14 protein-coding genes and 1 pseudogene are annotated in these 13,152 nt (G+C 43.8%); 3 read left to right on the top strand and 12 right to left on the bottom strand.

Translation table 11 applies throughout. The annotated features are described in order from the left end of the window. Positions 1 to 14: 14 nt before the first annotated feature. Complete coding sequence (locus ACYQ2O_RS03235; protein ID WP_459769520.1) at positions 15 to 722, top strand: zinc metallopeptidase; 708 nt, start codon at positions 15 to 17, stop codon at positions 720 to 722. A gap of 83 nt (positions 723 to 805) precedes the next feature. On the opposite strand, the gene ACYQ2O_RS03230 is transcribed toward ACYQ2O_RS03235, so the two are convergent. From ACYQ2O_RS03230 to ACYQ2O_RS03195, 8 genes are all read right to left on the bottom strand, one after another. Further along, complete coding sequence (locus ACYQ2O_RS03230) at positions 806 to 1,615, bottom strand: sugar phosphate isomerase/epimerase family protein (RefSeq protein WP_459769522.1); 810 nt, start codon at positions 1,613 to 1,615, stop codon at positions 806 to 808. Between the two features lie 36 nt (positions 1,616 to 1,651). Then, positions 1,652 to 1,861: a M20/M25/M40 family metallo-hydrolase gene (locus tag ACYQ2O_RS03225; RefSeq protein WP_459769524.1), complete on the bottom strand. Its 210-nt coding sequence runs from the start codon at positions 1,859 to 1,861 to the stop codon at positions 1,652 to 1,654. Then, positions 1,801 to 2,952 (bottom strand): M20 family metallo-hydrolase, encoded by a 1,152-nt coding sequence (locus ACYQ2O_RS03220; protein WP_459795975.1) that lies wholly within the window; start codon positions 2,950 to 2,952, stop codon positions 1,801 to 1,803. The genes ACYQ2O_RS03225 and ACYQ2O_RS03220 overlap by 61 nt, the downstream gene beginning before the upstream one ends. Positions 2,953 to 3,696: 744 nt before the next feature. After that, positions 3,697 to 4,179 (bottom strand): S-ribosylhomocysteine lyase, encoded by a 483-nt coding sequence (locus ACYQ2O_RS03215; protein WP_459769528.1) that lies wholly within the window; start codon positions 4,177 to 4,179, stop codon positions 3,697 to 3,699. After that, complete coding sequence (locus tag ACYQ2O_RS03210) at positions 4,179 to 4,865, bottom strand: class I SAM-dependent methyltransferase (RefSeq protein WP_346024515.1); 687 nt, start codon at positions 4,863 to 4,865, stop codon at positions 4,179 to 4,181. The genes ACYQ2O_RS03215 and ACYQ2O_RS03210 overlap by 1 nt, the downstream gene beginning before the upstream one ends. Before the next feature lie 12 nt (positions 4,866 to 4,877). Next, entirely contained in the window at positions 4,878 to 5,429 is a 552-nt protein-coding gene (epsC, locus tag ACYQ2O_RS03205; protein ID WP_346024516.1) for a serine O-acetyltransferase EpsC, read from the bottom strand. 22 nt (positions 5,430 to 5,451) lie between these two features. Beyond that, complete coding sequence (locus ACYQ2O_RS03200) at positions 5,452 to 6,591, bottom strand: bifunctional cystathionine gamma-lyase/homocysteine desulfhydrase (protein WP_346024517.1); 1,140 nt, start codon at positions 6,589 to 6,591, stop codon at positions 5,452 to 5,454. 24 nt (positions 6,592 to 6,615) lie between these two features. Continuing rightward, positions 6,616 to 7,530: a PLP-dependent cysteine synthase family protein gene (locus ACYQ2O_RS03195; RefSeq protein ID WP_459769530.1), complete on the bottom strand. Its 915-nt coding sequence runs from the start codon at positions 7,528 to 7,530 to the stop codon at positions 6,616 to 6,618. Positions 7,531 to 7,917: 387 nt separating this feature from the next. Between ACYQ2O_RS03195 and ACYQ2O_RS03190 the strand changes: the two genes are divergently transcribed. Next, positions 7,918 to 8,400 (top strand): DUF456 domain-containing protein, encoded by a 483-nt coding sequence (locus ACYQ2O_RS03190; RefSeq protein WP_091266163.1) that lies wholly within the window; start codon positions 7,918 to 7,920, stop codon positions 8,398 to 8,400. Between the two features lie 115 nt (positions 8,401 to 8,515). Here ACYQ2O_RS03190 and ACYQ2O_RS03185 read toward each other — a convergent pair whose 3' ends face one another. The 4 genes from ACYQ2O_RS03185 to cdaA form a co-directional block, all read right to left on the bottom strand. Next, on the bottom strand, positions 8,516 to 9,289 hold the full coding sequence (locus ACYQ2O_RS03185; protein WP_346024519.1) for a DUF975 family protein: 774 nt from the start codon (positions 9,287 to 9,289) through the stop codon (positions 8,516 to 8,518). A gap of 81 nt (positions 9,290 to 9,370) precedes the next feature. Further along, positions 9,371 to 10,729, bottom strand: a complete 1,359-nt coding sequence (gene glmM, locus ACYQ2O_RS03180; protein ID WP_459769533.1) for a phosphoglucosamine mutase — start codon at positions 10,727 to 10,729, stop codon at positions 9,371 to 9,373. Positions 10,730 to 10,758: 29 nt separating this feature from the next. Then, positions 10,759 to 11,787 carry a CdaR family protein gene (locus tag ACYQ2O_RS03175; RefSeq protein WP_346024521.1) on the bottom strand — a complete coding sequence of 343 codons (1,029 nt, stop codon included), beginning with the start codon at positions 11,785 to 11,787 and terminating at the stop codon, positions 10,759 to 10,761. Next, positions 11,784 to 12,644 carry a diadenylate cyclase CdaA gene (gene cdaA / locus ACYQ2O_RS03170; RefSeq protein ID WP_346024522.1) on the bottom strand — a complete coding sequence of 287 codons (861 nt, stop codon included), beginning with the start codon at positions 12,642 to 12,644 and terminating at the stop codon, positions 11,784 to 11,786. The genes ACYQ2O_RS03175 and cdaA overlap by 4 nt, the downstream gene beginning before the upstream one ends. 215 nt (positions 12,645 to 12,859) lie before the next feature. Between cdaA and ACYQ2O_RS03165 the strand changes: the two are divergent. Then, positions 12,860 to 13,152 (top strand): annotated as a pseudogene (locus ACYQ2O_RS03165) (IS4 family transposase); the annotation flags it as partial.

The raw sequence follows: 13,152 nt of genomic DNA, 5'->3' as shown, positions 1-13,152 counted from the left end.
TAGGAGGGACTTACATGCCATTCTTTCCATTCTATTGGGATCCCACAATGATTCTGATTATCATAGGTATGATTATTTCCGGATTTGCAAGTATGTACGTGCAGTCCACTTACAGTAAATACAGCAACGTGAAGAGTAAACGAGGGTACACCGCTTCCGATGTCTGTCGCGAGATTTTGAACGCTGCACAGCTGAAAAATGTCCGACTTGAAGGGATCAGGGGTAACCTGACAGACCATTATAATGCACAGGACAGTGTCCTCAGATTATCCGATACCACTCGGAATTCAACATCAGTAGCCGCTATCGGTGTAGCAGCACACGAGGCTGGACACGCCATGCAAGACCGCGACAACTACGGTCCGCTTCGTCTACGTGCAGCACTTGTGCCGGTTACCAACTTCGGACAGACAGCTGCTTTCCCAATCCTGTTTCTTGGATTTTTCATGGGCTATCAGCAGACACTGATCAATATTGGAATTCTTTTGTTCTCACTGACTCTGCTGTTTCAGCTGGTCACTTTACCGGTAGAATTCGATGCGTCTAAACGTGCCATTCGTATCCTTGAAGAGCAGAACCTTCTTACAAATGAAGAACTGCCTCAAGCCAAGAAAGTACTGAATGCCGCTGCATTGACTTATATTGCCGCAGCAATTGCTTCATTCCTGAGTGTCCTAAGACTCTTCCTTATTTTTGGTGGAGGCGGCAGACGTCGCAGATAGTAATATTTAACGCAGACAGCCTCATCGTTCCCTTGTTTAAGGTTAACGATGAGGCTGTCTTTTGTGTAATTGTTTAAACTTGATTAGCCGCTCTTCTCTTTGAAAAGGTCATGGATCGCCTCTTTGCTCCGGGGAAGTTCTTCAACCGGTGTTCTCATATTGTATTCCAGAACTAGATCAGGCTCTATATCAAGCATTTTTAAAGTCTGAAAGACACTCTCCCAGTCAATCGCTCCTTGCCCTATAGGCAGGTGATTGTCCACATTTCCCCTCGTATCATTAATATGAAGGGCCAGAAGCTTGCTGTTCAGTTCTTTCATGACAGTGGCAATGGGCCACCTGGTAATCTGAGCATGGCCGACGTCGAGGACTGCACCCACCACATCTTCTTTGAACGAGTGAATAAAAGAAATAAAAGCGTCGTGATCAAACAATTCTCTCTGGCGATCGCCACCATGTTCTATAGCCAGTCTGACCTTGCACTGTTTAGCAGTAGGAATCAGAGTCCTGATTCCTTTAAGAGCATAGTGTCGGCTTTTTTCCTTGTCAAATGTCGTCGGATGAATGACACCTGGACTGATGACCACATGAGATGCCTGGATCCGTCCGGCAAAACGGATGGTTTTTTTGTACTGTTCCAATGCTGCAGTCCTGACTGGCCCCCACTCACTAGCCATATTCAAATCATAGTGAGGGGCATGGACACTATATTGAGCGCCTGCTCTTCTCAATTGTTGAATAAGTCCCTCTTTGTGATTGTCTTTAATGTGAGACCAGTGAGTACCATCTATGAACAGCTCTACTTTATCTGCACCTAGTTCAATACATGAGTTTACGGCCTCCATAGGCTGAGATTCCAGAAGGGGCAGTGTCGAATAAGAAATTATCGGCATAAGGTCATCCTCCTTTTTCCATTTCTTGTGAATCTTCTATAGGGACTGGCAGCTTTCGATATAGTCTTTAAGTATATGCACTGCCTGAACGCAATCGTTCAAATCAGACCATTCTGCAGGATTGTGACTTATCCCATCTTTACTTCGGACGAAAATCATTGCGGAGGGAACATGCTGGCCCACGATCATTGCATCGTGACCGGCTCCACTAGGAAGATAGTAGGGTCTGATGCCTTTCCCCTGCATCGCTTTTTCCAATTTATCCTGTAGTTTTTTTTTATAGGAACTGGCGGCACATTATGCACTGTCTCACATGTCAGAGTGATTGCCCAGGATTTACTGATATCTTCTGCCGTTTGAATAATAGCATCAATAAGCTGCTGACGTGTATTCTCAAAAATATCCCTGATATCCAGGTAAACTATGACTTCCCCAGGAATCACATTCGTTCCATTCGGCTTGACCTCAATATTCCCAACTGTCGCTACTGCAGAGTCGTTTATTTTTTGAGGAAGATGACTGATATAGTGGATAAAATGTCCAGCCGCAACCAACGCGTCCTGTCGATCAGTCATAGGCGTGTTTCCGGCATGACCAGCCTGTCCTTTAAATGTCAGTCTCAACCAGTAGGGGCCGGCAATTCCAGTTACAATTCCACACGGCAGCTGCTCTTTTTCAAGTCGCTTGCCCTGTTCGATATGCACTTCGACATAGGACTCGATATCACTGTGCGGACGTCCGGCTGATTTGAATCCTTCAACACTTAATCCTACGTCATTAATGACCTCTTCAAAGGCGCGGCCGTCAAAATCTTTCTTAGTCTGCATGGCTTCGATGTCCGTATCCCCCATCATTGCCTCGCTGCCTGTCAGCCCTCCGTTGAAGCGCGACCCTTCTTCATCAGTAAAAGCCACTATTTCCAAAGGTTTTTCAGGTGCATACCCTGTTTCTTTCCATGACTGAGCAACTTCCAGAGCTGAAAGCACACCTATTGTCCCGTCAAAATGTCCTCCGTTAGGGACTGTGTCAACATGGGATCCGCTCATAATTACTGGTTTGTCAGGGTGTTTCCCGTCCAGTCTGCCGATGATATTGCCTGCCCCATCTTCTCTGACCTGCATTCCTGCTTCTTCCATCCATTTAACGATCCAGTTTTTTGCTTCTCGCTCTTCCTGTGAGAATCCCGGGCGTCGTGAGCCTTGGTCCTCAGTAAGTCCTATTTTTGACAGTATACCCAGTCGGTAAGCGAGTCTCTCCCCAGATACTCCTTCAGCAGTCAGCTTACTGTCAAAGTCTGAAAGTAATTGCTGTTCCAAATCAAATGTGTTTTTAGTCATATGTTCATCTCCCCGGAATTATTAGTTTATTATAGCATGACTAACTTCAAATACACATGACTCACGGTCAGAAACCCGATTGCATGGCCTCTATGCCTAACGGACTGGCAGCACAAAGGAATGATGCTTAAAAAAGACACACTATAGTACATGACATGCTAAACCTTTAAGCTGGGAGGACCTAATAGTATATCTATATCCCCTCAGTTTACGGAACTATACTTATAGGGCGAATAGCGACATTTTAGATACAGTATATATTCAGAACTGTAACTAGAGGCCGCTTAGCAGCACTTTGGACGCATTGATTTTTTGGAACTGTAATTAGACGCTGTTTAGCGACACTTTGGAAACTATAATTTCCTGGAACTGTAATTAGACGCTGTTTAGCGACACTTTGGAAACTATAATTTCCTGGAACTGTAATTAGAACCGCGCTAGTTATACCTTAGACTCTGCTGATGTTACGGAACTGCAACTGGCCGGTACGCTAACGATACCTTTTCCTTTATTATACTGCCGGAACTACATCTAAAGATCACTTGTTCCTGAATGACTCTCAAAATCAGAAGAAGTTTCTCTATGTATTAATTAAATCCGTTATTTCACTAATATAGTACTGCCCACAACACCGCTCATTTAAATAAGGAACCGATTCGTCGGACGAATCGAACATCATTGCTCTAAAAAGAAGAAAAAACCGATCAGACGATAATAGTGTCGTCTGATCGGTTTTTTCAGTAATTACTGTACAGAATCTTCTGCAAATACCACTGACCATTCATCACGTTTTGAAAGGAAGCGTTCAGCCACTTCTTTTGCTCCTTCAAGCGTGTGATGTGCCGCCCAGCCACACTGTACCTCGTTGCTTGCCGGTACTTCGTCAGCTTCCAGTACGTCTTTCATCGTCTTTTCAAGTACTTCGAGTATTTCATCGATGTTATCGTGGTTCAGAACAGTCAGATAAAACCCTGTCTGGCAGCCCATAGGACCGAAATCGACGATATAATCCGCATGATTACGGATATGCTCTGCAGTCAGATGTTCAAGGGAATGCACGGCCATCATGTCCATGTGTTCTTTATTCGGCTGTGAAAACCGGACATCATACTTGACGATCAGGTCACCGTTCGTTCCTGTTTTTCTGTCAGCCACTCGGACGTAAGGAGCCTGTACTTTTGTATGGTCAAGGTTAAAACTTTCGACGTTCATCTTTTTTTCAGCCATTAATGATTATCTCCTTTTAAAATATCCATATTTTTTACGTCTTGTACTTTCGTTCCTTCAAATACCCAGACAAAATCGTTCATTTGAGTAAAGGATATCTGGGAAAATCCTGCTTTACTCAATGCAGTGTATACCGTATCCAGTAGAGGATAGTATTCTCTCCTCAAGTCTTCCGCAAGATCACTGTAGCCTCCGCTTTCAGCCTCTTCTATGACATTGTCATAGACATCCTGAGTTACGAAGATCGTATCAGCAAAGACGAGCTTCCCGCCTTCAGCCAGCTGCTGGGCATAGAATCTTACTGCTTCGCTCTTTTCTTCATCATCCAGATGATGGAAAACGTATGAGCTGACGATTGTATCCAGAGGTTTGTCCGGCAGTGGATAATCCTGCATGTCCCCATCGTGAATCGTAAAATCGTCCGGCAACTTTTCTTTAGCCAGTTTACGCATTTCTGGTGACGGCTCGACAGCAAACACTTCCTTGCCGGCATTCAACAGTTTTTCAGTCAGGTTCCCAGTTCCAATGCCGAACTCCAGAACATGATTGCCGCTTCTATTGACTATTTCCTCCAGTATTTCCTCATATCCGGCGAACACTTCCTTATATTCTTCATCATTGCCTTTGACTGATGCATCATAATTCTTGGCCCATCCGGTAAATACCTCTATAAATTCTCGACCCATTAGTTCGCCCCTTTATATCGTGTGATTATCTGCAGTTTTTCTAAAGTTCTCTTCCTTGGTCTTTACTACTTTTGCAGGAATACCGACAGCCGTTACTCCCACAGGGATATCTTTTAAAACGACTGCACTGGCTCCTATTTTAGCCTGTTTACCTATTGTGATATTACCTATTACCTGAACATGCGCGGAGAGAAGTACCCCGTCACCGATGGTCGGGTGGCGCTTGCCTGCCTGATCGCCCCGTCCACCTAGAGTAACAGCGTGAAACATCTTGACGTCATCTCCAATTTCTGCGGTTTCACCGATCACGATGCCCATACCATGGTCAATAAACAGCCGACGACCGATTACAGCTCCGGGATGAATTTCGATTCCGGTGATCCATCTAGCAAACATGGACAGCATACGAGCCGGTACCCTTACTCTTTTATTATATAAAAAATGGGAGATTCGATGAAAGAATATTGCCCAGACTCCAGGATAAGTCAGGACGATTTCAGCTGAGCTGCCTGCAGCCGGGTCATTCTTTTTATAAGTCTGCATCAGTTCTTTGAATGCGCTCATGTCTGCTCCTCTATCTGTTGGATTATAGTTTATTGAATCCTGACTCCAGGTCTTCGATCAGATCTTCGACATCTTCGATTCCGACAGATAGACGAATCAGTTCATCCTTAATTCCAGCTTTCAGACGGTCTGCTGAAGGAATTGCTCCGTGTGTCATCAGTGCCGGAATTTCGATCAGACTTTCTACTGCTCCTAGACTTTCGGCCAGTGTGATCAGGGATAGACTTTCGACGAACGTTTCAGCAGACAAGCCTTCCTTCAGTTCAAATGATACCATGCCGCCAAAACCTGTCATCTGTTTTTTAGCCGTTTCATATCCTGGGTGTGATTCAAGTCCAGGATAGTATATCTTCTCTACTTTGTCATGATTATTCAAATAGTCGACGATTTTTTTAGCATTTGTTTCATGCGCTTCCATGCGGATACCAAGCGTCTTGATCCCACGCTGAATGATCCAGCTATCCTGAGGCCCAAGAATCCCACCAATAGCATTCTGAAGAAACCCTAGTTCTTCTCCCAGTTTTTCACTGTTAGTTGTTACAAGACCTGCAACGACGTCACTATGTCCACCAAGATACTTCGATGCACTGTGAAGAACAATATCAGCACCAAGTTCGAGCGGACGCTGATTGTAAGGCGTCGCAAAGGTATTGTCCACGATAGTGATTATATTGTGCGCTTTGGCAATATCAGCAACAGCCTTGATATCTGTTATTTTAAGCAGAGGGTTAGTCGGTGTTTCAAGGAAGATTGCTTTCGTTTCGTCCTTGATGGCTCCTTCGATTGTTGAACTGTCACTTGTATCGACAACAGTAAAGGTCAGTCCCAGACGCTTTAAAATTTTGTTGATCAGACGGTAAGTTCCGCCATAAACGTCATCCCCGACGATGATATGGTCCCCTTGAGAAAACAGGGAAAAAATATTATGCGTTCCAGCAGAACCTGAAGCAAAGGCCAGCCCTCTGACTCCACCTTCCATATCTGCAATGAGCTTCTCCAGCGCCAGACGAGTCGGATTTCCTGTTCTGGAGTATTCAAATCCTTTGTGAACCCCTACTTTTTCCTGTTTGTATGTTGTTGTCTGGTGAATCGGGACATTAACTGATCCTGTCGCCTCATCATGACTGATTCCACCGTGTATAAAAGTTGTTTTCATTCGCATAACTGATCGTCTCCTCTTTTGAATTTATTTGTATATATTTTTTGATAAATACCGTTCGCTTCCATCCGGGAAGACTGTCACAATCGTACTGCCTGCTGGTAACGTCTGTGCTTCTTTAAGTGCTGCCGCAAATGCTGCCCCGCTTGAACTTCCTATAAAGAGTCCATTTTTTCTGGCCAGTTCCTTTGTGTAATAGAATGCTTCTTCATCAGAAATGGTATAGATCTGATCGATCCATTCCTTCTTCATGAAAGGCGGGAACGACTCAACACCAATGCCTTCTGTCTCGTGGGGTCCTGGTTCGCCTCCACCTAATATGGATCCTTCCGGTTCGACGACGATTGTTCGGACACTCTCTGACTGTTCCTTGAAGTACTGAGCAACCCCGCTGAACGTGCCTCCGCTTCCTGCCCCTGCGACAAAAGAATCAGGGTACTGACCATCTAAGTCCTTGACAATTTCAGGTCCCAAAGTTTCATAATAAGTCAACGGATTGACAGGATTTTCGAACTGAAGCGGGAGATAACTGTTTTCGATCTTCTCGCCTAACGCCTTAGCTTTAGCCACTGCGCCTTTAATGCCTTCTTCCGTAGGTGTATGGACGATTTCTGCTCCCAAGACTCGCATCAGCTCCTGCTTTTCAATGCTGAACTTTTCAGGTACGACGAAAATCAGTTTCAATCCATATGACATCGCAGCCAGCCCCAGACCGATCCCTGTATTCCCGGCAGTCGGCTCTATGATCGTTGACTCTTTGTTGATTCTTCCTTCTTTAAATGCTGTGTCAATAAGTTTGACACCCAGACGGTCCTTGATGCTTCCTCCAGGATTGAACTGTTCAAGCTTCGCAAGTATTCGTGTGTTCTCTGGAAGGTCATAGCCTTTAATTTCCATCATAGGTGTCTGACCGATCAGTTCATTTACTGTCTGTATAATCATATTATCCTCCTTTCGTCAAAAAAACGCACAAGGGGATCCCTCATGCGCTCACTCTAATTATTCTAACGGTTAGTGATTTCTTCCTGATCTGATAGTGACAGAATATATCAGGAGCTTATCGATTTAATCGCCTAGAACATTTTTGAGAGCATGAGAAATAGACTGTACACATGTACAGCAACACTCGTTTTGCTTCTCTAAAAATGTGATTGGCACGATCAAACACTCCCTAATCTACTTACTAATAGTTTGTTCACTTCTGATATTAGCATTATCTAAATCTATTGTCAATGAATCCCAGTCTAAAATTAAAAGTCTATCTTTTTTGTATAAGCTCTAACTCTAGTATACTTGAGTTAGATATCATTTAAGAAAGGAATAGATAAAATGGATACTATTTTATGGATCGTGATCATCGGTCTGTTCATATTGAGTTTTGTGGGTCTTATTTCTCCCGTCGTCCCCTCAGTACTAGCTGTCTGGGGTGGCTTTCTCATTTATCATTTTTTCATCAATTCAGCAGTCCTGACCTGGGTCTTCTGGGTATCAATGGGCGTACTTACCGTCTTCCTCCTGCTTGCCGACCTGCTTGCCGGATCAATCGCTGTCAACAAATTCGGCGGAAGTAAAATCGGGGAAACAACGGCGACGATTGCCATCATCGCTGGAACATTCATCTTTCCCCCATTCGGAATTCTGATTTTTCCGTTTATTGCCGTTCTGATCGTAGAATTCTGGATACAGGATACCTTCGCGCACGCTTTAAGAGCAGCTGTCGGAACGCTCATCGGGTTTCTCAGCGGACGAATTGCAGAAGGGATCATTCAATTGATCATGATTACCTGGTTCTTTCTCTCCATATGGCTCTAACTCGTCTGAGATGGGTTATGTTCTTCCAATTGCCTGAGTATCTTTCTAAAGAGATAACAAGTCCCTTCCTGCTCACATCAATCGATGGCAGAAAGGAGACTTTACAGATCTCTATTTAATAATCTGCAAAATCGTCACACTCTTCATCTTCCTCATACACTTCACCTTCAAAGTGTGTCTCATCATAATAAGCGTCGACTTGACCATCGCTTGTCTCTTTATGATCGTAGCTCAGTCTGGAGTAAAAGACAGCTTCCGCCATGTTAAGATACGGTCTGACGTATAAAGAAGCAATCCCCAAGGTGAACACTTCCAGGAGGTACCATCCGAAAAATGACAAGTGAAGGAAAAAGAGCTCCAGCTTGTGCCCGTCCATCAAATACCTACTTTCTTTTATGCAATCGAACGCTGAAAGGTATTCTTCAGTTCCGCGATCCTTTTTATCCTTAAAAATAAAAAATGCCTGCGAATACGAATAGGTTTTGATGATTCCTGGAATAATAAAGACTAGCGTCCATAGCGCAATGAACAAGGTTCGAAGAAGTTGGATAAGAAAAACAGGAATAAAGAATCGTCTTGAAAACACTTGAAAAGCATCAGGCAGAGGTTTTATTTTATAACTGCTTGATCGGGTCATATCGAGCAAGGTAAATGATATACCTATTGTCAAGTATGTTACGAGAAAATTGATCAGTATATTCCCCTCTTCCTCGCCAACAATAATTCTAGGAATGGATGTCAGGTCGAATCCATATATACCGCCAGTCAGCAGAAGACTGATAACAAACGGTACGAGGTAGAGAAGGATAACATCTCTCCATTTTCCACTTAATTCCTCTCTTGCTTGTCTTTTGATAGAGGCCGGGGATAGATAGGATTCTGCATTCATAGCACCTGCTCCTTTGCTTCAATATGTAAAAACCGCAGATTGCTTCTCGCTAAGCTATCTGCGGTAATCTAATACGCTTTGTTACGCTTCCTCTGTACCTATTTCTTTTCTGACGACGTCCGCAATACGGTCGACATATTCATTCACTGCTTCTTCCGTTTCAGCTTCCGCCATGACACGTAGAAGAGACTCTGTTCCACTTGGACGAACCAGTACACGGCCATTTCCTGCCATTTCCTGTTCGACCTGTTCAATGACCTCACTGATTGCCGGGTTGGACATGACATTATGCTTGTCTGTCACACGAATATTGACCAGTTTCTGAGGATACGTCGTTACTTCTTCAGCGAGTTCTGACAATTTCTTGCCTGTCTGTTTCATCACATTAAGCAACTGAATTCCTGAAAGCAGGCCGTCTCCAGTTGTATGGTAATCAAGGAAAATCAGGTGACCCGACTGTTCTCCACCTAAATTATAACCATTTTTGACCATTTCTTCCATAACATAACGGTCACCGACCTTAGTTTTCACTGATTCCAGATCATGGACTTCCAGCGCTTTGTAGAAACCAATATTACTCATGACTGTTGAAACGATCGTATTCTTCTTCAGACGACCTTCTTCATGCATGAATTTCCCGCAGATGTACATGATCTTGTCTCCATCAACAATATTACCCAGTTCATCAACAGCGATAAGACGGTCTCCGTCTCCATCAAAAGCTAACCCCACGTCTGCGCCTTTTTCCAGTACAAAATCAGCCAGATAATCAGGATGTGTGCTTCCCACTCCATCATTAATGTTCAGACCATTTGGTGAGGCACCAGTTACGTCGAAATCAGTATCCAAATCGGCAAACAGGCGGTTGAGAAGCGGACTTGCTGCACCATTAGCTCCATCAAGAGCTACATGAGTACCTGAAAGGTCTCCGTTGATCGTCTGCGTCAGAAACTGAATGTACTTCAAGATTCCTTCTTTGTACTCTTCAGATGTTCCAAGGCCATCCGAACTAGGACGCGGAAGGTCATCTCCATCACGATCCAGTAGTTCTTCAATTTCAGCTTCCTGTTCATCAGAGAGTTTAAACCCATCTGACCCGAAGAATTTGATTCCGTTGTCTTCCACAGGGTTATGTGAGGCAGAGATCATGATTCCTGCCGTTGCGTTCTGCTGACGTGTCAGGTAAGACACGCCGGGAGTAGTAATGACACCAAGTCTCAATACTTCAACCCCGACAGACAATAGTCCAGCTACAAGGGAGTATTCCAGCATTCTACCGGATATACGTGTATCTTTTCCCACAAGTACTCTAGGGGTTTCCTCTTCAGCGTGCTGAGACAGCACATATCCTCCAAAACGCCCCAGTTTAAAAGCCAGTTCAGGGGTCAGTTCCTTATTCGCAACCCCTCTAACACCATCTGTTCCAAAATATTTTCCCATTGTTCAAACTCCTCATCCTAATAGTCTAGTTATACAGTATCGTCTTCATCTTCTTCAGTTTCATCATCGTCTTCTGCTTCCTGTTCGACAGGCGTCACTCTGATCAGTACATCCACATCTCTCGGGTTACTGTCTGATATCCCATCCGGCAGAGGAATCGGTATGGTTCTGATGGTCGATTCAGTGATCCCCGACACATCCACCTCTACAGAAAAATCATTCATCTCTTCAAGAATACCCGATTCACCGATCACAGTGATCTGTTCAGGTTCTCCTTGAGCAAACTCCAGAGCATATTCATAATCTTCATTAGGTGTACCAATTTCTTCCAGATTCATTGGAACGGTCTGTTCGGTTCCTTGAACAGGGATCGTCACCTTAATCTGTTGTGGCGAAGTATTCACATTAAGCAGGTCGCCCGTTTCATCAAGAACCAGGACGTTCAAAAGGATGTCGATATCAGTGGTTATGTCACTTTCTTCCGGCATGACAACTACCATCACATCGCTGATCTGTTCCATAGTCGAAGCAGCACCGGATATTGTCACTGATTCATCGGACAGGACAGGATCATCGGCAGTATAGCCATCAGCCAAATGTGCATTTTCATTAAATTCGACTCTTACATCATGTTCTTCTATGACTTTTTCTTCAATTTCCAGCGTCAGTTCTGCCGGCATGATGCTGTAATTCAACTGATCACTCAATCCTTCTGCCTCAAGCTGGACAGTGTGACGGCCTGGGCCCATCTGGTTCAGGTCAGGCGTTTCGATATTGAAACTTTGAGTAGCCAACGTCTGTGTCAGGACAGCCTGAGGGCCTTCAAGACGAATCGTTGCCGTTTCCGGAATGCCCGATACGAAATACAAGTCCCGATCAATATTGATATCGATCGGCAAATTAGTAATGACTTCCGAGCTGGTGATGCTTGCTCCGTCAGTTGGACTCGTTGAACGGATCCGGGACTGATTTTCCAGCGCAACAAACGAAAATAACGTCACGGCAAATATAAGTGCGACTAATTTAGTAATCCACGGGTTGTCCAAATTCAACTTCACTTGCTGGACACTCCTTTCCGTACGGCCTCAACAATCTGCTGCAGCGGTCCTTGCGTCTCTTTTTCTTTCTCTGATTCCACGAGTTCTTTTGTCAGGTAGTTCAAAACTTCATCCTGCGACATATCGTTGATCAGATTTCCTCTACGAGAAATGCTGACTTCCCCTGTTTCTTCAGATACGATAATCGTAATGGCATCCGATACTTCCGACAGTCCGATCGCCGCTCTATGGCGTGTTCCCAGCTTTTTAGGAATAGCCGGACTTTCTGATAAAGGTAAGTAGCTCGCAGCCGTCGCGATATTGTAACCTTTTATGATGACAGCTCCATCATGAAGCGGGGTATTCGGAATAAAAATATTGATCAGAAGTTCAGAGCTCAGTTCTGCGTTTAGCGGGATACCTGTAGCAATGTATTCGTCCAGACCCGTTTCCATTTCAATCGAGATGAGCGCACCGATCCGTCTTTTGCTCATGTACTGAATTGCATGGGATAAGTTATCAACAATGATCTCAGTTGCAGTCGATCGACGTTTTCTTCCGAAAAGAGACCCTCTTCCCAGATGTTCAAGTCCACGTCTAAGTTCCGGCTGGAATATAATGATCAGTGCTAGAGCCGACCACTGAATAACGAAATCCACAATGAATTCCGTCGTATATAACCGAAAAATAACACTAATTGCTTTCAGAATCAAAATGACTCCAATTCCTTTAAGCAGTTCGACTGCACGAGTACCTTTTACGATACGCATCAGCTGATAGATAAAGAATGCCACTATTAGAATATCAATGATATTCACAGCTGTACGCCACACAAGAAGCCTTGACCAGTCAAAATTTGTAAAAAAATCCAAGGGCATGCTGCCACCTCCAAAATCTGCACATACACGGAGTAAGTATACCATATATCAAGGGCGGTTAAGTATTTCAAATGTGATTAAATTTAAAACTCTAACTTTTTTCATATTTAAAATCACTAGTGTTGCATTAAAAATTTAACTGTTTCATGATATAAAAAAGTCCTTTATAATGGGGTTGGATGACTTATCCAAGACCAAAACAAAGGACTTACAGCATGGATAAGTATAAAACAAAAATGACCATAAATAAATGGTTTTCCTACATTTCTTTAGAAACATTAAGTGAAACGTCTCGACAGGCTATCGGCCAGTTTGATCGGTATTCAAAAAAATTAACGTTTAAAAAAGTACTGAAACTCTTTCTCTATGCGATTAATGATAAAACCGATAGCCTACGGCATTTGGATCAACAGTTGGTCAACCCAAACTTAAAAAAAGTGATTGATATTGAGTCCATTAGCTATTCTCAATTATCCCGTGCCCTGCGAAAGATGGAACCCTCTGTATT

The sequence above is a fragment of the Alkalibacterium sp. m-11 genome, from assembly GCF_054658155.1.
Note: the sequence above shows the minus strand (reverse complement) of the source record. Positions and strands in the feature narration are given on the sequence as shown.

Bases quoted from the DNA above. Each gene is read 5' to 3' on its own strand.
- epsC (WP_346024516.1), bottom strand. From the start codon at position 5,429: ATGAGCGCATTCAAAGAACTGATGCAGACTTATAAAAAGAATGACCCG.
- ACYQ2O_RS03190 (WP_091266163.1), top strand. From the start codon at position 7,918: ATGGATACTATTTTATGGATCGTGATCATCGGTCTGTTCATATTGAGT.
- ACYQ2O_RS03185 (WP_346024519.1), bottom strand. From the start codon at position 9,289: ATGAATGCAGAATCCTATCTATCCCCGGCCTCTATCAAAAGACAAGCA.
- ACYQ2O_RS03225 (WP_459769524.1), bottom strand. From the start codon at position 1,861: ATGCAGGGGAAAGGCATCAGACCCTACTATCTTCCTAGTGGAGCCGGT.
- ACYQ2O_RS03215 (WP_459769528.1), bottom strand. From the start codon at position 4,179: ATGGCTGAAAAAAAGATGAACGTCGAAAGTTTTAACCTTGACCATACA.
- ACYQ2O_RS03220 (WP_459795975.1), bottom strand. From the start codon at position 2,952: ATGACTAAAAACACATTTGATTTGGAACAGCAATTACTTTCAGACTTT.
- ACYQ2O_RS03210 (WP_346024515.1), bottom strand. From the start codon at position 4,865: ATGGGTCGAGAATTTATAGAGGTATTTACCGGATGGGCCAAGAATTAT.
- cdaA (WP_346024522.1), bottom strand. From the start codon at position 12,644: ATGCCCTTGGATTTTTTTACAAATTTTGACTGGTCAAGGCTTCTTGTG.
- ACYQ2O_RS03230 (WP_459769522.1), bottom strand. From the start codon at position 1,615: ATGCCGATAATTTCTTATTCGACACTGCCCCTTCTGGAATCTCAGCCT.
- ACYQ2O_RS03200 (WP_346024517.1), bottom strand. From the start codon at position 6,591: ATGCGAATGAAAACAACTTTTATACACGGTGGAATCAGTCATGATGAG.
- ACYQ2O_RS03235 (WP_459769520.1), top strand. From the start codon at position 15: ATGCCATTCTTTCCATTCTATTGGGATCCCACAATGATTCTGATTATC.
- glmM (WP_459769533.1), bottom strand. From the start codon at position 10,729: ATGGGAAAATATTTTGGAACAGATGGTGTTAGAGGGGTTGCGAATAAG.
- ACYQ2O_RS03195 (WP_459769530.1), bottom strand. From the start codon at position 7,530: ATGATTATACAGACAGTAAATGAACTGATCGGTCAGACACCTATGATG.